Source organism: Brevundimonas balnearis (assembly GCF_042434805.1).
Classification (GTDB): domain Bacteria; phylum Pseudomonadota; class Alphaproteobacteria; order Caulobacterales; family Caulobacteraceae; genus Brevundimonas; species Brevundimonas balnearis.
On sequence record NZ_JBHLSW010000006.1, the window covers coordinates 59,608 to 77,849 of the forward strand.

The following is an 18,242-nucleotide window of genomic DNA, read 5'->3' on the forward strand; positions in this document are numbered from 1 at the left end:
ACGCCCTAACCCTTCATGCCGCGTCCTCGACCGCCGCCCGCGCCGGCAGATGAAGGGTGAAGGCGGCGCCGCGACCGGGCTCCGAGCGCACCTCGGCGCGACCGCCGTGCAGCTCGGCGATGGCCTTGACCAACGCCAGGCCGACACCGGGACCGCCGCGCTCGCGCCGCACGAAACGATCGAAGACGTTGGGCTGCAGGTGATACGGGATGCCGCGCCCCGTATCCTCGACCGTGATGGCGACGCCCGTCGCGTCGCGTCGCGCGGACAGGCTCACCTCGCCGCCCTCCGACACCGCCGAGGCGGCGTTGTCGAGCAGGTGGTCCAGCGCCTGGCCGATGCGGCGTCCGTCGATGTCGAGGTCGCCGAGCCCCCGGTCGGCCTGAACCTTCAAGGTCGCGCCGCGCCCCTCGATCCTCGGCCGGGCCTTGTCGGCGGCGGCGGCGATCAGACCGGCGAGGGAAGCGGGGGCGCGGGCCAGCTCCATCTCCCCGGCGTCGATCTGGGCCATGTCCAGCACGTCGTCGATCGAGCGGGCCAGCTGGGCCGCCGCCACCCGGATCGCCCCCGCGTGCTGGCGGCTGCGCTCGGGCAGATCGGGAGTGTGCTCCAGAAGCTCGGAATAGCCGACGATGGTGGTGAGCGGCGTGCGCAGCTCATAGGAGACGCTGCCGACGAACTCGCGCTTCAGCGCCTGGCTTTCGGCCAGCGCCGCCTCGCGCTGCATCAGGGCGCGCTCCAGCTCGTGGCGCGCGGTGACGTCCGAGAAGGCGACCAGCGTGGCGCCGTCGGGCAGGGGACGCGTCAGCCAGGCCGCCAGCCGGCCGTCGGCGGTGCGGTTCTCGCCGGCGATGGGCACGCGGCTCTCCGGATCGGGATCGGCGACCCGCGCCTTCAGCCCCAGCCACAGGGTCGGATCGGGCAGGACGTCGACGCAGAGCGCGGCCACCGCGTCGAAGTCTCCGGCGTCGGCCAGGGCGTCGCCGCTCACGCCCCAGAATCGCTCGAACGCCTCGTTGTGCAGACGAAGCCGCCCGTCCGAGCCGAACACCGCCACGGCGTCGTTCAGCTTGTCGAGCGTGGCGCGCTGGACCTGGATCTGGGCGTTGTAGCGGCTCTTGAGCTTCAGTTCGTCGGTCATGTCGCTGAAGATCACCAGCAGGCCGCCCAACGGGTGCGGTTGGCGCACGATGCGGAGGGTGCGGCCGTCGGGCAGGGACCAGCTGTCGTCCGGCGACGCCTCGGCCGCGCCGTAGAAGTCGAGCTCCTTGGCCTTGAAGGCGGCGTAGTCCGAGGTCTCGGGCAGCTGACGGCGCTGGCGCAGCCGATCCAGCAGCTCGGCGTGGGTGGGCCGCTCGTCCAGCCAGGCCGGGTCCAGGCCGAACACCTGCTGGAAGGCCGTGTTGTGAAAGGCCAGCCGCTTGGACGGGCCGAAGATGGCGACCGCGTCGCCCAGGTGGTTCAGGGTCTCGTCGTGCGCCTCGACGTGGCGGCGCAGGGTGTCGCGCGTCTCCTCCGCCTCGGTGGCGTCCAGCGCCCAGGCGAGGGCGCCGCCGCCCGCCTCTAGCGGCAGGGGCTCGGCGACGATGCGCCAGGCCCGCCGGCGCCCGCCGCCGGCGGTCCAGCGAAAGCCCTCCTGACGCACCCCGCTGCGCGCCGCCTCGGCGACCATGGCGTCGACGCCCCGGTCGAAGCCGCCGGGCCGCCCCCTCGCCTCCGCCAGGGTCAGCCGGGTCTCCTCCAGCCAGGCGTCGTTCGCCCAGGTCAGAAGGCCGCCGGGATCCACGGTCCAGGTCGGGGCCGGGGCCAGGACCGCCGCCCGCCCGGCGAGGCTGGACTCGGCCTCGCCCTCGGCGCCGTTCGCGGTCGACGGCGGGCCCGCCGGCGCGAGACGAAGCCAGGCGACGCCGCCCTCGACGCGACCCTCCAACGCCACCGCGCCGCCGGGCCCTGTCAGCCGCGCCTCGAAGGGCTCGCCCTCCGCCGCCAGCCGTTCGAGACGGGGCCGCACGGCGCCCAGTCGCGCCAGGACCTCGCCGACGCCGGCCCCAGGCGCGACCCCCATGCGCCGGCCGATCTCCGCCAGCGCCGCCGGCGGGACCTGGCCGGTCTCGTCGCGATCGAGCGCATCCAGCCGCAGCCGGAGGTCGGGAAAGGCGACGAGCGCGGCTTCCGCCTCGGCGAGTCGCGTGTCCTGCGACAGGGTGCGGCGGGCCAGCTCGGCCTCCACCGCCGCCGCGCGCCGGCTCAGCCGCCAAGCCCAGGCGGCCACGGCCACGGCCAGGCCGCTCGCCCCCGCCGCCGCCACATAGGCCAGCTCCGCTTCCGCCATCATCCGCCGTTCCGCCGAATCGCGCGCGTTCACCATAACCCATGCGCGGCCGATTGCGGCCAGACCCGCCGCACGCGATATCGAGGCCATGTCCGAACAGCCTTTCGACCACGCCCCGGCCCCCTCCCTCGACGACTTCGCCCGCCTCGCGCGCGCCGCGTTCGACGCCCTGCCGGCGCCGTTCCGGGCGGCGGCCGGGGAGGTGGTGATCCGCGTCGACGACTTCCCCGACGAACAGACCCTGGCGGAGTTCGGCATGGAGGATCCGTTCGAGCTGACGGGGCTCTACAGCGGAGTCGACCTGGCCCGGCGCGAAGGTCTTGGGTCGGCGCCGGAGCCGTCGCGGGTGTTCCTCTACCGGCGTCCGATCCTCGACGAATGGGCCGAGCGCGGCGATGTCGGACTGTCGGACCTGATCGCCCATGTCCTCATCCACGAGATCGGCCACCATCTGGGCCTGTCCGACGACGACATCGACCGGATCGAGGACGCCGCGGACTGACGGTCGCCGGCGCGAGAGGGCGTTCGTTCGCGCATCGCCAACGGTCGCGACCGGTCGTCGGCGAAACCGGAGCGGCGGCTCGCGAAGAGGCGCTGGCGAGCCGGGGAGGACGCCTTCAGGGTCCGGTCATCGGAGCCCGGCGGTCGGGCTTCTCTCCACGGAGCCTGAACCATGCGTCGCTCAATTCTCCTGCCCCTGATGATCGCGGCGGCGGCAGCCGCCGCGCCCGTGATCGCCGAGCCGTCCGACGGCAGCCTGCGCCTGAACCTCGATCTCGGCGCCCGTAGCGGCCAAGTGATGATCGCCCTGTTCGACTCCCCGGCCGCCTACAACGGCCAGGGCGCGCCCGTCCGCCAGGTCATGGTGGACGCCTCCGGCGATCCGGTCGCGGTGTTCGAGGGCCTGCCGGCCGGGCGCTACGCCGCCAAGATGTTCCACGACGTCAACGGCGACGGCCAGATGAACATGAATCCGTTCGGCCAGCCGGTGGAGCCCTACGCCTTCACCAACAACGCCGTCGGCAACATGGGGCCGGCCGGCTGGGACCGCGCCGGCGTGGAGGTGAACGGCGCCGTCGAACAGACCATCCGTCTGCGCTGAGGATCTTCGCCATGAACGCCTCCCGTCGCGCCTTCCTGACCGGCTGCGCCGCCCTGTCGGCCTCGGTCGTCACGCCCGAGGTCGCCCGCGCCGCTATCGCCCAGACCGTGGCCGGAGCCCGCGCCCACGACTGGACCCTGGCGGTCGCCGATCTCGAAGGCGACGTGCCGGAGCAGGCGATGCGGCTGGTCCACGGCCGAGCGCCGCGAGGTCTGGCCGGGAGCCTGTATCGCAACGGTCCGGCCAAGTTCCACCGTCCGGGCGGCTCCAGCGGCCATTGGTTCGACGGCGACGGGCTGATGCGGCGGTTTCGCATCGAGGACGGCCACGCCACCCTGGCCGCTCGCTTCGCCGACACGCCGAAGCGCCGTCACGAGACAGAGCTGGACGCCGTCGTCACCCCCGGCTTCGCCACGCCCCCGGACCCGCGCGCCCGGCTCGGTTCGCCCGACGACGCGAATGCGGCCAATACGGCGGTGATGCGCGTCGGGGACGCGGTCTGGGCCCTGTGGGAGGCCGGCTCCCCCCTGGCTATGGACGCCGAGACGCTGGCCACGCGCGACTTCGTCACCCTGCGCCCTGATCTGAAAGGCATGCCCTTCCAGGCCCACCCCCGGACCGATCCGAACGGAGACGTCTGGAACATCGGACTGGCGGGCGACCGCGCGATCGTCTGGCGGCTCGGCGTCGACGGCGCCTTGAAGTCCGCGGAGGTCATCCGCCTGCCGCGCGCCAGCTATCTGCACGACTTCACCGCCACGACCCGCCACCTGATCTTCGTGCTCCAGCCGTGGGTCTTCACCTCGCAGCGCATCCCCTACGCCGCCGGTCTGGAGTGGCTGCCGGAGATGGGGACCGCGATCCTGGTCGTGGACAAGGACGACCTCGGCCGTCGCCGTACCTTCGAGCTGCCGGCGTTCTCGCACTTCCACCTGGGCGACGCCTGGGAGGACGCGGACGGGACGATCCGATTCGACACCGCCGCCTCGGACGATCCCCGCTTCGGCGTCGAGGGCGCCGCCGACCTGCTGCGCGGCGTCGCCCGGCCCGACATCGCGCCGGCGCGACTGGCGCTGGTCACGCTGCGGCCGGACGGACGCGGCGAGCTTTTCGACACCGGCCTGGCCGCGGAGTTTCCGAAGGCCGATCCGCGGCGCTCCGGTTTGCGCCGCGACCTGACGGCTCACGTCGCGGGCGAGGACGGCGGGCGGCCCCTGCCGTCGGGCCTGGCGGTGCGCGACTGGTCGACCGGCCTTTCCGACGCCTTCGACTTCGGCGACGACCATCTGGTCGAGGAGATGGTGTTCGCGCCCAAGCCCGGCGGCGGCGAGCGGGACGCCTGGCTGATCGGACCGTCGATCAATCTGAAGGATGGCGTCACCGAGCTGCACGTGTTTGACGCCGCGCGCGTCGCCGACGGACCTGTCGCCACCTGGCGGGCGGACGTCGCCGTGCCGGCCGGATTTCATGGGGCCTGGACGGCCTGACGCCTCAGTACCAGCCGGCGGCGCGCAGGGCGCGGCCGTGCCGTCGGCTGACCGGGGCGCGCACGCCGCCGTCCAGCGTCAGGGTGGCGCGACCGTCGCCCCGCGCCACATCCCGCACGGCGTCCCGCGCCACCCACCAGCTGCGATGGGTCTGCGCGCCCTCCAGGCCCTCCAGCTCCTTCAGGGCGTCGGAGAGCCGCATCAGGATCAGGTCCGAACCCCGGTCGGTGTGAAGCCGCAGGTAGTGGTCCTCCGACTGCACGGCCAGAAGCCGGGCTCCACGCAGCTTCGGCGGCAGGCGATCGAGAAAGGCCGCCGGCGCGGCGATCCCGGGCGTGGCGTGGGTCTGGACCACCCGCGACAGGAAGACGTTGACGGCGGTCACCACCACCGTCACCGCCGCCACCGGCCCAAGCATGTAGGGCAGGACCGCCAGGTCATAGACGCGGCCCGTGAACGCCAGGCCGGTGACGAACCAGACCGCCACCGTCAAGGGCCCCGAAATGACGGCGGTCAGGACCGCGATCTCGAGCCACGGCCGGTCGTCCAGGTCGACGAACCGCTCCGTCACCCGCGTGCAGGCGGTGGCCCAGACCGCGCCCCCCACCAGCACCGCGACCCAGTAGACCAGCCGCAGCCCCAGGGGCGCCTCGATCGTCCCGAACGCGCCGGTGTAGGCCAGGAACAGACCGGCGATCCCGGAGACCAGCACGCCCCGCATGTCCTCTGACAGGAAGCGGGACCGGGAACGGCTCGGCGCGGCTGGACCGGGGCGCGTCAATGTGTCACTCCTGAAACGATGTGCAGCTTACAGGTTCGGGGGAACCCATGACGGTTTCGCGTCGCTTCGCGGCCTGCCTTGTCGCGGCGAGCGCCGCCCTGTGCGCCGGCTTCACGACCGAGCCCAGGACCGCCGGTCCGCTGACGCTCGAGATCGCCTGCGCCGAGGGCGCCGAGGGCCGCATCGCGGTCGCCGTGTTCGAGGAGGGCGCCGGCTTTCCCGACGCCGAAGAGGCCAAGGCCACGCGACGCGTGCGGCCGGCCGGCCCGGTGACCCGCGTCGTCTTCAGCGATCTGCCGCCCGGCCGGTACTCGGTGGCGGTGTTTCACGACGCGGACGAGAACGGGCGACTGACCCTCTGGCCCGTCGGATTGCCGCGTGAGGCGTACGGTTTCTCGAACAACGCGCGGGGACGCTTCGGACCGCCGCGCTTCGAACAGGCCGCCTTCACCCTGGGCGCCGACGGCGCGCGACAGGCGATCCGCCTGCACTAGGCCGCCCCGCGTCCGCCGCAGACCGCGCGGAAACCGGCGGCGGCGAACCGCACCATGTAATCTCCGGCCGTGTCCAGGTCGCCCGACCGGCAAAGGCCGCCGGACAGCCGGTCCAGGCGTCCCGTCTCGCCGAGCGTCAGGGTCAGCGCGCCGGACAGATTGTGCCAGGCCCAGTAAAGGTCCTCGTCGCGCGCCTCCGGCAGGACGCGCCTGAGAAGCTCGATCAGCCGCCGGATGGCGGGGTCGAAGTAGCGGGCCATGATCTCGCCGCCGAAGACCGGCTGGGCGTTGGTCTGGGCGACCAGGGCGGCGTAGTGCTTCCATCCCGGGCCGCCCTTCAGCGACCATTCGAACGGCGGGCGCAGAAAGGCTTCGAGCAGTCCCTCCACCGTCATCGCCGTCCCGGCCTCGCGCGCATAGCGATCGATGGCCGCCACCCGCTCGTTGTTCCAGATTTCGGCCCGCCGGAGGAAGACGGCGTCGAACAGGCCGCGCTTGGCGCCGAAATAGTAGTGCACCAGCGCCGTATCGACGCCCGCCTCGCGCGCCACCTCGCGGATGGTCACGCCATAGAAGCCGTGCTTGGAGAACAGGTCCTCCGCGGCGTCCAGGATGCTTTCGCGGGTCTCGACGGGGGCCGGACCGGCGCCGTCGCGAACCTTGGGCGGGCGTCCCCTGCGGACGGTCTTCGGCGCGGCTTCACTCATTCCCGACAGCTAAGCCCCGGATCGACGCCTTTGCAAAGGCGCCACAGCCGCGCCGCGGATGCGACCGTGACGCGTCCTTCATTTGACAGACCAGAGAAAGCGCGTAGCTTCCGCGCAAAATCATTGAACGCTGAATAAATTCGCGTCCATCGGGGTAAACGTCTTCAGGAAGGGGCAACAGATGCTCAAGATCGCCGTGAAATCCGCGCTGCTCGCCGGCGCCGCATGGGGCGTGCTCGGCGCGCCCGCCCTGGCTCAGGCCGTTCCGCAGGATCAGGCGACCACCGTCGAGGAGATCGTGGTCACCGCCCGCCGGACCGAGGAGTCGCTGCAGCGCACGCCGCTGTCCATCAGCGCCTTCCGGGGCGAGACGCTGGAGCGCGCGGGGACGCAACAGGTCACCGACCTGCAGGGCCAGGTGCCGAACCTGAACATCGTCCAGGGCCGCGGCTCCTCGAACGCCACCAACATCTACATCCGCGGCGTCGGCCAGCCGGACGCGCTGCAGACCTTCGACCCGGCCGTCGGCGTCTATGTCGACGACGTCTACTACAGCCGCATCCGGGGCACTCAGTTCGACCTCCTGGACCTCGAGCGCGTCGAGGTGCTGCGCGGGCCGCAGGGCACGCTCTACGGCAAGAACACCATCGGCGGCGCGCTCAAGCTCGTGTCGCGGCGGCCCGGCGACGAGTTCCGAGCGCGCGGCTCCATCGCCTATGGCGACTACAATCTGATCGACGTCCAGGGCGCGGTCTCCGGCCCGATCACCGACGGGCTCGCCTTCGGCCTTTCGGCGCTGCGTTCGACCCGCGACGGCTACGTCACCGACCCGATCACCGGCCGGGAGTACAACGACAAGGACACCGTCGCGGTGCGCGCCGCCCTGGCCTGGGATCCGGCGACGAACCTGCGGATCGACCTGACGGCGGACTATTCCCGCGACGACGCCGGCCTCGTGGTCGGTCAGGCGACGAACAGCCTGGTGGGCTCCAGCGGGCAGGTGATCGTCGCCATTCCGTCCCCCTTGCCGGAGTACAACTTCGAGACCTCGGTGGACCCGGACCTGCCGAACGAAACCCGGCTGGAATCCCGGGGCCTGGCGCTGAACGCGGCCTGGGACGTGAGCGACAGCCTGACGCTCCGCTCCATCACCGCCTTCCGCAAGCTGAACACCGACGACTACATCGACTTCGACGCCACGCCCAGCGAGGTGACCTCGGCGCTGGTGGCGGTGGACCAGGAGCAGTTCAGCCAGGAGCTGCAGGCGACCTACGTCTCCGGGCCGATCACGGCGGTCGGCGGCCTCTACTATCTCAAGGAAGACGTGAGTTCGCACCAGGAGGCCTATGCGGACGACCTGCTGGGGCCGCTGTTCCTGAACTCCGGCTTCCTGCGCACCATCGACGACGCGCTCGAGACGACGTCGCGCGCCGCCTACGGCAACGTCACCTTCCAGGCGACCGAGGCCCTGCGGCTCTCGGCCGGCGTGCGCTACACCGAGGAGGAGAAGGATTACGTCCGCACCACCTCGACCTTCTTCAGCGCCCTGCCCGCCTTCAACGCGACCTTCCCCTTCGCGCCGCCGACGGGCGAGTATGACGACACCTCGATCATGGCCTCGGCGGACTATCAGCTGACGCCCGACCTGATGGTCTACGCGCGCTACGCCCAGGGCTTCAAATCGGGCGGTTTCAACGGTCGCGCCAACAGCGCGTCGGAGGCCACGGCCTATGAGCCGGAGACGGCCGACAGCTGGGAGTTCGGCCTCAAGGGCTCGACCCAGGACCGTCGCCTGCGCTTCAACCTCGCCTTGTTCACGACCGACTACCAGGATTTCCAGGCGCGGGTGTCGGGCGTCGAGAACGACCCCGTCACCAACCTGCCGGTCGCGGTGCTGTCGGTCATCAACGCCGGCGAGCTCGAGATCTGGGGGGCTGAGTTCGACGCCGTCTGGGCGGTGACGGACTCCTTCACCTTCGACCTTCAGCTCGGCCACCTGGACGCGGAGTACGGCGAGTTCAACGACGCCCGTTTCACCGCCACGGGCGGCAGCCGCGCCTTCCAGGAGCCGGCCTTCTCGCCGAGCTGGACCGCCCGCTACGGCGCCCAGTACGTGGTCGAGCTGGCGAACGGTTCGGACCTGACCTTCGGCGGTTCGATGCGCTTCCGCTCGCGCATGGCGCTGGCGGTGGACAACACGGCGGTGAACAGCACGGTGCAGCTGCCCGGCATGTTCCAGGACGACTACTACCTCTATGACGCCCGGGTCGTCTGGGACGACCCGACGGATCGCTACACGGTTGGTCTGTACGGCCAGAACCTGACCGACGAGGTCTACCGCACCGACGCCCAGGAATTCTCCTCGGTCGGCGGCATCCGCACGGCCTACTACGGCGCGCCGCGCACCTGGATGGTCAAGTTCACCGCCCGCTACTGATCGCGGGACCAGGCCTGATGGAGGGCGGCGGCTCGACGGTCGCCGCCCTTTCTCTTTGCGACCGCGCCCGGCGCGGCTACGGTCACGCCAACCATAAAGACGAGGAAACGCCATGAGCCAAGGCGAGGCCGCCCGCATCGAGCGCCCCGGATACCGCTACTACGTGCTGGCGGTCCTGATCCTCGTCTACATGCTGAACTTCCTGGACCGACAGATCATCGGCATCCTGGCGGCGCCGCTGAAGGCCGAGTTCGGCATGTCGGACAGCCAGTTCGGGCTTCTGGGGGGCATCGCCTTCGCCTCCGTCTATTCGACCCTGGCCATTCCCCTGGCGTGGCTCGCGGACAGGATGAGCCGGGTGTGGATCATGACCGGCGCGCTCGCGGTCTGGTCGGGCTTCACCGCCCTGTGCGGCGTCGCGGGATCGTTCACCCAGCTGTTTCTCTTCCGCATGGGCGTCGGGATCGGCGAGGCGGGCGGCGTGGCCCCGGCCTATTCGCTGATCGCGGACTACTTCCCGCCGAGCCAGCGGGCGCGCGCGCTCGCGGCCTTCGCCTTCGGCATCCCGCTCGGCACCGCCGCGGGGACGCTGGTGGGCGGGCTTCTGGCGGCCAGCTACGGCTGGAGAACGGCCTTCATCGTGGTCGGCCTGATCGGACTGCTCGTCGCGCCGCTTCTGCGCCTCACGGTGCGCGACCCCCAGCGCGGGGGGACCGACGTCGTGAAGCCGGCCGGGGCGGGGGCGGAGCCGACGACGGCCGACGACGGCCTGGGCCGCAAGATCGCGCTCGGCCTGATCGGCCTGTCGCTCGGGCTGTTCGCCCTGGCGGCGCTCGGCCAGGTCGCGGGCGTGGCCGTCGGCCAACCGCTCGTTCTCGCCTTCGCCGGCCTTCTGGCCCTGGTCATCGGCGTCTCGGTTCGCATCGCCAAGGCGGCCGCCTCGGTCGTGGCGAGGAAACGCAGCTTCTGGCTGCTGGCGCTCGGCGCCGCCTCCTCGTCCGTGTGCGGCTACGGCGTGGCCGGCTGGCTGCCGCTCTTCTTCATGCGCAGTTTCGATCTGACCCTGACCCAGGTCAGCTGGTACTACGCCGGCATCGCCCTGATCGGCGGCATGCTAGGCATCTGGCTGGGCGGCATGATCGCCGACAAGACCGCCAGGCGCGGCAAGGGGGCCTATCCCCTGGTGCCGGCCGTCGCCTTCCTGATTTCGGCGCCCCTGTTCATCGCGGCGATGAACGCCCCGACCCTGATCGGGCTGGTGCTGCCGGGCGGCGGCAGCCAGACCCAGCAGCTGGTGCTGGCCTTCCTGATCTTCCTGATCCCCACCGGTCTGAACCTGGCCTGGCTGGGGCCGATCACCGCCTCCATCCAGCACCTCGTGCCCGCGCCCATGCGCTCGACGGCCTCCGCGCTGTTCCTGTTGATCAACAACCTCTTGGGGATCGCCGTCGGCTTCTACTACTTCGGCTGGATGAGCGATCTGCTGGCGCCCCGTTTCGGCGAGGAGAGCCTGCGCTGGGCCATCTACACCGGCATGGGTTTCTACCTGTTGGCGGCCCTGCTGCTGATCGGCGCCTCGCGGACCCTCAAGCGCGACTGGATCGACTGAGGCTCAGCGGGGCGCTTCGAGGATCCTGGCCCGCATCTCCGCCAGGTGCTCGCGCATGGCCGACAGCTCGGCCTCGGGCACGTCCCGGCGCGAGGCCAGAACCTTCAGCGCCGCCACGTGCACCTGAAGCGCTTCGGTGTGCCACCTGCTCGGGCATCTCCCAATCGACGATGATGAGATCGAACACCTGCCGGGCGAGCGCGGTCTTGGCCTCGGCGGCGCTCTGGCAGCGCGTGATCTTGTTCACGCCGAAGCCCATGAGAATCGCCGACAGGACGTCGAGCGCCTGGGGATTGTCGTCGACCACAAGCGCGGCGACCGACCTCAGTCCCAGTCGGGTCGAGGGCAGGCTCATGACCTGGAGGCGCCCTCCGAGAACGCGGCTTCGGCCGCCGACTGGTCCAGCCCGCTGGACGAAGGGCCGCTCAGCAGATGCGCGTCCGAGCGGCCGTCGGGCGCCCCGGACATCGTATTCGCCAGACGCGTCAGCCGCTGCCCTATGAGGTCGCCGAAGGCGCAGGCCTCGAGGATCTCGGTGAGGATCGGCGCGGCCGCGGGTCCCGCCTCCAGAAGCCCGCGCTCGGCGAGGCCCAGCAACCGGTCGGCGGCGCGGTCGAGCTCATCCCGGATCCCGGCGATCTCCTCCAGGGCGGCGGCGATCGGCACGGTCAGATCTCCCCGAGCACGGAGGTCAGCTTTTGTTTGAGCACCGCGAGCGTGAACGGCTTGATGACGTAGTTGTTGGCCCCGGCCTGGCGCGCGGCCACCACGTTCTCGGCCTTGGCCTTGGCCTCGGCGGTGACCATGACGAACGGGGTTGCTCTGGTGCGCTTGTCGGCGCGCACCTCCTTGAGCAGCTCCAGTCCAGTCATGGGCTGCGTGTTCCAGTCCGACAGAACTAGTCCGTAGGGCTTCGACCGCAGCATTGCAGGACGTGGTCGCCGAGGCGCCCCTGAACCACGTCCCGCTGGCGCCGTGCGAGGTCGCGGGCGTCCTGAACCTTCGCGGGCGGATCGTCACCGCCATCGACATGCGTCGCCGTCTCGGTCTGCCGCCGCAGGACGCGCCCGACCGGCCGGAGGCGTGCGCGGGGGCAGGCCCACGGGGCGCGGCGTCGAGGGTCTGCGCGCGCGCCCCAGAGCCCGGACCTTCAAGCCCAGTTCCGCATGGAAGGCCTCGGCCGCCACCAGCGACCCGGCGCCCGGCTTGGGCACATAGTCGTGGGCGCCGGCCTGAAGCGCCTCCAGGCTGATCCGAGCGTTGCGCTGGCTGAGGGTCGAGGCGACCACGATGCGCACGTCCGGATGCGCCTTGATCAGACCGGGCAGGGCCGTCATCCCGTCCATCACCGGCATCTCGAGGTCCAGGACAACCACGTCGGGCTTGAGGCGCTCCGCCTCGGCGATGGCGATCTGACCGTTGGAGGCGCGGCCGACGACGCGAATGTCGCCGCCCTTCTCCAGCTCGGCGATGATCAGGCCGCGCACGACGGCGGAGTCGTCCACCACAAGGACGGTGATCGGCCTTTCGGCTTCCTGTGTCGGGGCGAGCAGGCTCAAGGGGGGCTCCACGGAGAGGAAGCCGCACCCTGCATGAAAACCCGTAAAGGCATCGTGTGGGCGCCGCTCCGCTGGCGTTGATCGCGGCCCCCCGCTAAACCGCCCGCCAACAACCAGAACACGGGAACCTCAGGACCATGCGCGAGATCGCCCACTTCATCTCCGGAAAGGCCTTCGTCGGCGGCTCCGGCCGTTTCGGCGACGTGATGGACCCCAACACCGGCCAGGTTCAGGCCCGGGTCCAGCTGGCCACCGAGGGTGAGGTCGATCGCGCCGTCCAGGCGGCGCAAAACGCGTTCGAGGCCTGGTCCTCGACCAACCCCCAGCGCCGCGCGCGGGTGATGTTCGAGTTCAAGCGCCTGGTCGAGGCCAATATGGACGAGCTGGCCCACCTGCTCTCGTCGGAGCACGGCAAGGTCATCGCCGACGCCAAGGGCGACATCCAGCGGGGCCTGGAGGTCATAGAGTTCGCCTGCGGCATCCCCCACGCGCTCAAGGGCGAATACACCCAGGGCGCCGGGCCCGGCATCGACGTCTATTCCATGCGCCAGCCGCTGGGCGTCGTGGCGGGCATCACCCCGTTCAACTTCCCCGCCATGATCCCGATGTGGATGTTCGGGGTCGCCATCGCGGTCGGCAACACCTTCGTGCTGAAGCCGTCGGAGCGCGATCCGTCCGTGCCGGTGCGTCTGGCCGAGCTGATGATGGAGGCGGGTGCGCCTGAGGGCGTGCTGAACGTCGTCCATGGCGACAAGGCGGCGGTCGACGCCATCCTGACCCACCCGCTGATCCATGCGGTCAGCTTCGTCGGCTCGTCCGACATCGCCCACTACGTCTATCGGATGGGCGCCGAGCACGGAAAGCGCGTCCAGGCGATGGGCGGGGCCAAGAACCACGGCGTCGTCCTGCCCGACGCCGACATGGACCAGGTGATCAAGGATCTGTCCGGCGCCGCCTTCGGCTCGGCGGGCGAACGCTGCATGGCCCTGCCGGTCGTCGTTCCCGTCGGCAAGAAGACGGCCGATGAGCTGCGCGAGCGCATGGTGGCCGAGATCGCTGCGCTGCGGGTCGGGGTCTCGACCGATGCCGGCGCCCACTACGGCCCCGTCGTCACCGCCCAGCACAAGGCCCGCGTGGAGGGCTGGATCGCCAAGGGGGTCGAGGAAGGCGCCGAACTGGTCGTCGACGGGCGCGGCTTCTCCCTGCAAGGCCATGAGAACGGCTACTTCGTCGGCCCGTCCCTGTTCGACCACGTCAAGCCGACGATGGAGAGCTATCGCGAGGAGATCTTCGGCCCGGTGCTGCAGATCGTCCGCGCCGACAGCTTCGAGGAGGCGCTCAGCCTGCCGTCGCGGCACCAGTACGGCAACGGCGTCGCCATCTTCACCCAGAACGGCCGGGCGGCGCGCGACTTCGCCGCCCGGGTCAACGTCGGCATGGTCGGCATCAATGTGCCGATCCCGGTGCCGGTCGCCTATCACACCTTCGGCGGCTGGAAGCGCTCGGCGTTCGGCGACATCAACCAGCACGGCATGGAGGGCGTCCGCTTCTGGACCAAGACCAAGACCGTCACCGCCCGCTGGCCCGACAGCGCGCTGGAGCACGCCGACAGCTCGTTCGTCATTCCGACGATGCGCTGAGCCCGCAGTCGGGGCAGGCCGGGTCGGCGGCGATGCTCGCCACCCGGCTGGTCCCGTTCAGGCCGTCGTAGACCAGCAGACGCCCCGTCAGCGGCGCGCCCGCCCCGGCGATCAGCTTGATCGCCTCCAGCGCGGTCATGGCGCCGACGACGCCCGCCAGCGCGCCCACCACGCCGACGCGGGCGCAGGTCTCCGCGTCCGGCGGGGCCTCCAGCGTCAGGCAGCGATAGCAGGGACGGCCGGTGAAGACCCCCACCTGTCCGCTCCAGCGGCCCAGCGCGCCGGAGACCAGCGGGACGCCCAGCTTCAGACAGGCCGCATTGACCGCGAACCGCGTGGCGAAGTCGTCCGTGCCGTCGATCACGACGTCGGCGCCCGACAGCAGGGCGGCGGCGTTCGAGGTTTCCAGGGCCTCGCCGACCGCCTGGATCCGGGCGTGCGGATTGAGGTCGCGCAGCCGGTCCCGGCCGACCTCGACCTTGGCGCGGTCGATGTCGTCCGTCGCGAACAGAACCTGGCGCTGAAGATTCGACAGGCCGACCCTGTCCGGGTCGATCAGGCGCAACGTCCCGACCCCGGCCGCAGCCAGATACTGCGCCGCCGGCCCGCCGACGCCGCCCAGGCCGACCACGGCCACCGTCGAGCGCCGCAGCGCCTGCTGCCCGGGGCCGCCGATCTCGGCCAGCACCAGGTGGCGGGCGTAGCGTTCGACCTCGTCGTCGGAGAAGCTCATGACGGCGGTCTACAGCGTCAGGCACGCTTCGTCAGGCGCGCTTCGTCAGGCGCGCTGCGTCCGGCGCGTCACGCGGCGACGGGAATGCGGGTCGCGGCGCGCTTCAGGATGGCGAGCGCGTCGTCAGGCGTCAGCTCGTCGAGCCGCCGGCCCTTCGCCAGGCCGGGATCGCTGGAGACGTCCGCCAGGGCCAAGCCCCAGGCCGCGAAGGCGCGCTCGCTCGCCGGCCCGTAAGCCAGCAGGCGCACATCGTCGTGCCGGGGATCGCGACGCAGCCGCTCGAGCAGTCGGTCGAGATCGATCCGCGCACCCTCGATCGCCTGGAGGAACAGGCCCTCGTGCCGCGCCAGCACGCCCGACACGTGGTCGCGCCGGTTGTTGCGATCGGACTGGCCGAGGATTTCGGCGAGCGTCGCCAGCGATCGGCCGGCGTCGCCGACGGCGGCGCTGACATAGAGGGCGCGCATCAACACGGGCGGAATTCCTTGCGAGGTCGAATGGCCGCCCGGACTGGGTTATGACGACCTATTTTGCAAACGTAACCGTTTCCAGTGGCAAGAATTGGGCGGGATTCCGCCGATATGCGAGATAGATTCTCATTCACTTGCGGCCAGAGTCGCGTCGCGCCATCTGTCAGCCATGAGCGCGAGCAACTTTCCCGACTGGCACGGCACCACGATCCTGGCGGTGCGAAAGGACGGTCGCACCGTGATCGCCGGCGACGGCCAGGTCTCCATGGGGCAGACCGTGGTGAAGGGCGCCGCCCGCAAGGTGCGCCGGCTGGCGGGCGGCAAGGTCATCGCCGGGTTCGCGGGCGCCACGGCCGACGCCTTCACCCTGATCGAGCGGCTGGAGACCAAGCTGGAGCAGTATCCGGACCAGCTGGCGCGCGCCTGCGTGGACCTGGCCAAGGACTGGCGCACGGATCGCTATCTGCGGCGACTGGAGGCGATGCTGCTGGTGGCGGACGCGTCGAGCATCTTCACCGTCACCGGGGTCGGCGACGTGCTGGAGCCCGAGCACGGGGTCGCGGCGGTGGGCTCCGGCGGCAACTACGCCCTGTCCGCCGCGAGGGCGCTGATCGACCACACGGACCTGGACGCCGAGGCGATCGCCCGTAAGGCCATGGCGATCGCCGCCGACATCTGCGTCTACACCAACGGCAACCTCACCGTGGAGACGCTGGGCGACTGATGGGTTAGTGCGCCCGGGCGGTTCGGCGCGCGCCTCCGCTCACCAGGGTCTTCAGGAAGAAGAACACCGCGATGACGATGGCGTAGCCCAGGAACAGGGCGAGCATAGTCATCCAGAAGGCGACCGTCATGAGCGGCGGCAAGCTGATCGCGCCGCCGTCGAGCGCGGGACGGATCGTCTGAACGATCACATGCACCAGGGCGGCGCCGAGCGCCGTGCCCCACAGCGAGCGCCAGGCCGGCATCAGGATCGCGGCGATCAGGGCGATGATCAGCCCCATCACCTGATTGACCCCGTCGAAGCCCCCCTGGGCCAGGGCGAACAGGCCGCCCAGAAAGGCGGCGATCGAGTCGAACAGCTGCTCCACGGTCTCGTCTCCCTCGTCTGCGGCCACGGCGGCCGGGAGGGTTAACGCGAAGCTGCGCCTTAAGCTCCGTCAGCGGCCGGTGGAGCCGAAACCGCCCTCGCCGCGCGCGGTCTGGTCCAGGCTCTCGACCTCGCTGACGGCCGCCTGCACGCAGGCCGCGATCACCATCTGTGCGATGCGCTCCCCGCGACGGATGACGAAGGGCTCCTGGCCCAGGTTGGCCAGGATCACCCCCACCTCGCCGCGATAGTCGGCGTCGATGGTGCCCGGACTGTTCAGGCAGGTGATCCCGTGTTTCAACGCCAGGCCCGAGCGTGGCCGCACCTGGGCCTCGAAGCCGGGCTCGAGCGCCATCTTAAGTCCGGTGGGCACCAGGGCCCGCGCGCCGGGGGGCAGCGTCACCGGCTGATCCTCCGGCACAGCCGCCCGAAGGTCCATGCCGGCGGACCCGGCGGTCTCGTAGGCGGGCAGGGAAAGACCCTCGGCGTGCGGCAGGCGGTGGAACAGGACGCGCGTCATGGGGCTCCCGGTGTCGTAAGATGGGCGGCGATGCGGTCGGCCAGGGCCTCGGCCAGCTCGGCCTTGGACCGACGCGGCCAGCTCTCCTCGCCCTCGGCGGTGATCAGGGTCGCGGCGTTGCCGTCGGCTCCGAAAACGTCGGCGCTGACGTCGTTGGCGACGATCCAGTCGCAGCCCTTGCGACTCAGCTTGGCCCGGGCGTTGGCGATCAGGTTCTCGGTCTCGGCGGCGAAGCCGACGACCAGACGCGGCCGCCTCGGCCCCGTGGCGGCCAGGCCCGCGAGAATGTCCGGGTTTTCGGTCAGGGCCAGCGACGGCGGACCGCCCGGCGCCTTCTTGATCTTGCCGGTGGCGACCTGGTCCGGGCGCCAGTCGGCGACGGCGGCGGTCATGACCGCGACATCCACGGGCAGGGCGGCGTCGCTGGCCGTCTTCATCTGAAGCGCGGTCTCGACGAAGACGCGGCGCACGCCCGGCGGGGCGTCCAGCGCGACCGGTCCCGACACCAGCGTCACCTCGGCCCCGCGCCGGGCCAGGGCGGCGGCGATGGCGTAGCCCTGCTTGCCCGACGACCGGTTGGTCAGGCCCCGCACGGGATCTATGGGCTCGAACGTCGGCCCGGCGGTGACCAGCGCCCTCAGGCCGACCAGCGGGCGCGCCGCCGGGCCGGACAGCTCGGCGCGGATCGCCTCGAGGATCTCCGCCGGCTCGGCCATGCGCCCGGGCCCGAACTCGCCGCACGCCATCTCGCCGTCGTCCGGGCCGACGAAGGCGACGCCGGGGTCCGCGAAGCCCTTGAGACGAGCCGTATTCGCCTGAACCGCCGGATGCTGCCACATGCGCACGTTCATCGCCGGAGCCATCAGCACCCGCTTGTCGGTGGCGATCAGGGTGGTGGAGGCGAGGTCGTCGGCCAGACCGTTCGCCGCCTTGGCGATCAGCCCCGCCGTCGCGGGCGCCACGACCACCAGATCGGCCCAGCGCGACAGCTCGATATGGCCCATCGCCGTCTCCTCGTCGGGCTCGAACAGCGCCATGCGGGCCGGGTGACCGGTCAGGGCCGCCAGCGACAGGTGCGTCACGAACCTGGCCCCGGCCTCCGTGAGGATCACGCGCGTCTCGGCGCCCGCCTTGGCGAGCAGGCGGATCAGCTCCAGCGCCTTGTAGGCGGCGATGCCGCCGCCCACGACGAGCAGGATGCGCTTGCCGGCCAGGTCCATGGCCGCAGCCTTAGCCGCGTCGGCTCACCACGTCGAGCCGAGGACAACGAACGGCGATATG

At 71.1% G+C, this 18,242-nt stretch carries 20 protein-coding genes and 1 pseudogene; 9 read left to right on the plus strand and 12 right to left on the minus strand.

Features of this window, described 5'->3' with window-relative positions; genetic code table 11:
* Positions 1-13: 13 nt before the first annotated feature.
* Positions 14-2,335, minus strand: coding sequence for a sensor histidine kinase (locus ACFFGE_RS09090; protein WP_376836013.1), 2,322 nt, complete (start codon positions 2,333-2,335; stop codon positions 14-16).
* Between the two features lie 85 nt (positions 2,336-2,420).
* Between ACFFGE_RS09090 and ACFFGE_RS09095 the strand changes: the two genes are divergently transcribed.
* The 3 genes from ACFFGE_RS09095 (at position 2,421) to ACFFGE_RS09105 (ending at position 4,921) form a co-directional block, all read left to right on the plus strand.
* A complete protein-coding gene (locus ACFFGE_RS09095; RefSeq protein WP_376836014.1) occupies positions 2,421-2,834 on the plus strand; it encodes a metallopeptidase family protein in 414 nt (137 codons plus the stop codon).
* A 171-nt stretch (positions 2,835-3,005) separates the two neighbouring features.
* Positions 3,006-3,434: a DUF2141 domain-containing protein gene (locus ACFFGE_RS09100; RefSeq protein WP_376836016.1), complete on the plus strand. Its 429-nt coding sequence runs from the start codon at positions 3,006-3,008 to the stop codon at positions 3,432-3,434.
* Between the two features lie 11 nt (positions 3,435-3,445).
* Positions 3,446-4,921, plus strand: a complete 1,476-nt coding sequence (locus ACFFGE_RS09105; RefSeq protein ID WP_376836017.1) for a carotenoid oxygenase family protein — start codon at positions 3,446-3,448, stop codon at positions 4,919-4,921.
* Positions 4,922-4,925: 4 nt separating this feature from the next.
* Here ACFFGE_RS09105 and ACFFGE_RS09110 read toward each other — a convergent pair whose 3' ends face one another.
* Positions 4,926-5,642, minus strand: a complete 717-nt coding sequence (locus ACFFGE_RS09110; RefSeq protein ID WP_376836018.1) for a LytTR family DNA-binding domain-containing protein — start codon at positions 5,640-5,642, stop codon at positions 4,926-4,928.
* Between the two features lie 107 nt (positions 5,643-5,749).
* Here ACFFGE_RS09110 and ACFFGE_RS09115 point away from each other — a divergent pair, with 107 nt between their 5' ends.
* A complete protein-coding gene (locus ACFFGE_RS09115; protein WP_376836019.1) occupies positions 5,750-6,196 on the plus strand; it encodes a DUF2141 domain-containing protein in 447 nt (148 codons plus the stop codon).
* Here the strand turns inward: ACFFGE_RS09115 and ACFFGE_RS09120 are convergent.
* Positions 6,193-6,903 carry a TetR/AcrR family transcriptional regulator gene (locus ACFFGE_RS09120; RefSeq protein ID WP_376836020.1) on the minus strand — a complete coding sequence of 237 codons (711 nt, stop codon included), beginning with the start codon at positions 6,901-6,903 and terminating at the stop codon, positions 6,193-6,195. The genes ACFFGE_RS09115 and ACFFGE_RS09120 overlap by 4 nt on opposite strands.
* Positions 6,904-7,084: 181 nt before the next feature.
* Between ACFFGE_RS09120 and ACFFGE_RS09125 the strand changes: the two genes are divergently transcribed.
* Both ACFFGE_RS09125 and ACFFGE_RS09130 read left to right on the plus strand, forming a co-directional pair.
* Positions 7,085-9,340, plus strand: coding sequence for a TonB-dependent receptor (locus ACFFGE_RS09125; RefSeq protein ID WP_376836021.1), 2,256 nt, complete (start codon positions 7,085-7,087; stop codon positions 9,338-9,340).
* Between the two features lie 112 nt (positions 9,341-9,452).
* Positions 9,453-10,949, plus strand: a complete 1,497-nt coding sequence (locus tag ACFFGE_RS09130; RefSeq protein ID WP_376836022.1) for a spinster family MFS transporter — start codon at positions 9,453-9,455, stop codon at positions 10,947-10,949.
* Here the strand turns inward: ACFFGE_RS09130 and ACFFGE_RS09135 are convergent.
* From ACFFGE_RS09135 to ACFFGE_RS09145, 3 genes are read right to left on the minus strand one after another with little or no spacing between them, the layout of a single operon-like run.
* Positions 10,927-11,304, minus strand: a complete 378-nt coding sequence (locus tag ACFFGE_RS09135; protein WP_376836023.1) for a response regulator — start codon at positions 11,302-11,304, stop codon at positions 10,927-10,929. The genes ACFFGE_RS09130 and ACFFGE_RS09135 overlap by 23 nt on opposite strands.
* Positions 11,301-11,615, minus strand: coding sequence for a hypothetical protein (locus tag ACFFGE_RS09140; protein WP_376836024.1), 315 nt, complete (start codon positions 11,613-11,615; stop codon positions 11,301-11,303). The genes ACFFGE_RS09135 and ACFFGE_RS09140 overlap by 4 nt, the downstream gene beginning before the upstream one ends.
* 2 nt (positions 11,616-11,617) lie before the next feature.
* Positions 11,618-11,875 (minus strand): response regulator, encoded by a 258-nt coding sequence (locus ACFFGE_RS09145; protein WP_376836025.1) that lies wholly within the window; start codon positions 11,873-11,875, stop codon positions 11,618-11,620.
* 8 nt (positions 11,876-11,883) lie between these two features.
* Here ACFFGE_RS09145 and ACFFGE_RS09150 point away from each other — a divergent pair.
* A pseudogene (locus ACFFGE_RS09150) lies at positions 11,884-11,961 on the plus strand (chemotaxis protein CheW); the annotation flags it as partial.
* 4 nt (positions 11,962-11,965) lie between these two features.
* Here ACFFGE_RS09150 and ACFFGE_RS09155 read toward each other — a convergent pair.
* On the minus strand, positions 11,966-12,508 hold the full coding sequence (locus ACFFGE_RS09155) for a response regulator (protein ID WP_376836026.1): 543 nt from the start codon (positions 12,506-12,508) through the stop codon (positions 11,966-11,968).
* Between the two features lie 137 nt (positions 12,509-12,645).
* On the opposite strand from ACFFGE_RS09155, the gene ACFFGE_RS09160 reads away from it, so the two are divergent.
* The gene (locus ACFFGE_RS09160) at positions 12,646-14,148 is read left to right on the plus strand and encodes a CoA-acylating methylmalonate-semialdehyde dehydrogenase (protein ID WP_376836027.1); all 1,503 of its coding nucleotides are present in this window, start codon (positions 12,646-12,648) and stop codon (positions 14,146-14,148) included.
* On the opposite strand, the gene ACFFGE_RS09165 is transcribed toward ACFFGE_RS09160, so the two are convergent.
* Both ACFFGE_RS09165 and ACFFGE_RS09170 read right to left on the minus strand, forming a co-directional pair.
* Positions 14,129-14,881 (minus strand): HesA/MoeB/ThiF family protein, encoded by a 753-nt coding sequence (locus ACFFGE_RS09165; protein WP_376836028.1) that lies wholly within the window; start codon positions 14,879-14,881, stop codon positions 14,129-14,131. The two genes, ACFFGE_RS09160 and ACFFGE_RS09165, sit on opposite strands and share 20 nt — an antisense overlap.
* A 68-nt stretch (positions 14,882-14,949) precedes the next feature.
* Positions 14,950-15,348 (minus strand): BLUF domain-containing protein, encoded by a 399-nt coding sequence (locus ACFFGE_RS09170; RefSeq protein ID WP_376836156.1) that lies wholly within the window; start codon positions 15,346-15,348, stop codon positions 14,950-14,952.
* 172 nt (positions 15,349-15,520) lie between these two features.
* Between ACFFGE_RS09170 and hslV the strand changes: the two genes are divergently transcribed.
* Entirely contained in the window at positions 15,521-16,075 is a 555-nt protein-coding gene (hslV, locus tag ACFFGE_RS09175; RefSeq protein WP_376836030.1) for an ATP-dependent protease subunit HslV, read from the plus strand.
* A gap of 4 nt (positions 16,076-16,079) precedes the next feature.
* Here the strand turns inward: hslV and ACFFGE_RS09180 are convergent, their stop codons facing one another.
* The 3 genes from ACFFGE_RS09180 to coaBC are packed head-to-tail and all read right to left on the minus strand — an operon-like array spanning position 16,080 to position 18,181.
* Positions 16,080-16,469 (minus strand): hypothetical protein, encoded by a 390-nt coding sequence (locus ACFFGE_RS09180; RefSeq protein ID WP_376836031.1) that lies wholly within the window; start codon positions 16,467-16,469, stop codon positions 16,080-16,082.
* A 42-nt stretch (positions 16,470-16,511) separates the two neighbouring features.
* Positions 16,512-16,961, minus strand: coding sequence for a dUTP diphosphatase (gene dut / locus ACFFGE_RS09185; RefSeq protein ID WP_376836033.1), 450 nt, complete (start codon positions 16,959-16,961; stop codon positions 16,512-16,514).
* Positions 16,958-18,181, minus strand: coding sequence for a bifunctional phosphopantothenoylcysteine decarboxylase/phosphopantothenate--cysteine ligase CoaBC (gene coaBC / locus ACFFGE_RS09190; RefSeq protein WP_376836034.1), 1,224 nt, complete (start codon positions 18,179-18,181; stop codon positions 16,958-16,960). Before coaBC ends, dut begins: the two co-directional genes overlap by 4 nt.
* Positions 18,182-18,242 lie beyond the last annotated feature (61 nt).

Bases quoted from the DNA above. Each gene is read 5' to 3' on its own strand.
- coaBC (WP_376836034.1), bottom strand. From the start codon at position 18,181: ATGGACCTGGCCGGCAAGCGCATCCTGCTCGTCGTGGGCGGCGGCATC.
- hslV (WP_376836030.1), top strand. From the start codon at position 15,521: ATGAGCGCGAGCAACTTTCCCGACTGGCACGGCACCACGATCCTGGCG.
- ACFFGE_RS09110 (WP_376836018.1), bottom strand. From the start codon at position 5,642: ATGCGGGGCGTGCTGGTCTCCGGGATCGCCGGTCTGTTCCTGGCCTAC.
- ACFFGE_RS09130 (WP_376836022.1), top strand. From the start codon at position 9,453: ATGAGCCAAGGCGAGGCCGCCCGCATCGAGCGCCCCGGATACCGCTAC.
- ACFFGE_RS09115 (WP_376836019.1), top strand. From the start codon at position 5,750: ATGACGGTTTCGCGTCGCTTCGCGGCCTGCCTTGTCGCGGCGAGCGCC.
- ACFFGE_RS09090 (WP_376836013.1), bottom strand. From the start codon at position 2,335: ATGATGGCGGAAGCGGAGCTGGCCTATGTGGCGGCGGCGGGGGCGAGC.
- ACFFGE_RS09145 (WP_376836025.1), bottom strand. From the start codon at position 11,875: ATGCTGCGGTCGAAGCCCTACGGACTAGTTCTGTCGGACTGGAACACG.
- ACFFGE_RS09125 (WP_376836021.1), top strand. From the start codon at position 7,085: ATGCTCAAGATCGCCGTGAAATCCGCGCTGCTCGCCGGCGCCGCATGG.
- dut (WP_376836033.1), bottom strand. From the start codon at position 16,961: ATGACGCGCGTCCTGTTCCACCGCCTGCCGCACGCCGAGGGTCTTTCC.
- ACFFGE_RS09100 (WP_376836016.1), top strand. From the start codon at position 3,006: ATGCGTCGCTCAATTCTCCTGCCCCTGATGATCGCGGCGGCGGCAGCC.
- ACFFGE_RS09120 (WP_376836020.1), bottom strand. From the start codon at position 6,903: ATGAGTGAAGCCGCGCCGAAGACCGTCCGCAGGGGACGCCCGCCCAAG.
- ACFFGE_RS09165 (WP_376836028.1), bottom strand. From the start codon at position 14,881: ATGAGCTTCTCCGACGACGAGGTCGAACGCTACGCCCGCCACCTGGTG.
- ACFFGE_RS09135 (WP_376836023.1), bottom strand. From the start codon at position 11,304: ATGAGCCTGCCCTCGACCCGACTGGGACTGAGGTCGGTCGCCGCGCTT.
- ACFFGE_RS09160 (WP_376836027.1), top strand. From the start codon at position 12,646: ATGCGCGAGATCGCCCACTTCATCTCCGGAAAGGCCTTCGTCGGCGGC.
- ACFFGE_RS09170 (WP_376836156.1), bottom strand. From the start codon at position 15,348: ATGCGCGCCCTCTATGTCAGCGCCGCCGTCGGCGACGCCGGCCGATCG.
- ACFFGE_RS09095 (WP_376836014.1), top strand. From the start codon at position 2,421: ATGTCCGAACAGCCTTTCGACCACGCCCCGGCCCCCTCCCTCGACGAC.
- ACFFGE_RS09105 (WP_376836017.1), top strand. From the start codon at position 3,446: ATGAACGCCTCCCGTCGCGCCTTCCTGACCGGCTGCGCCGCCCTGTCG.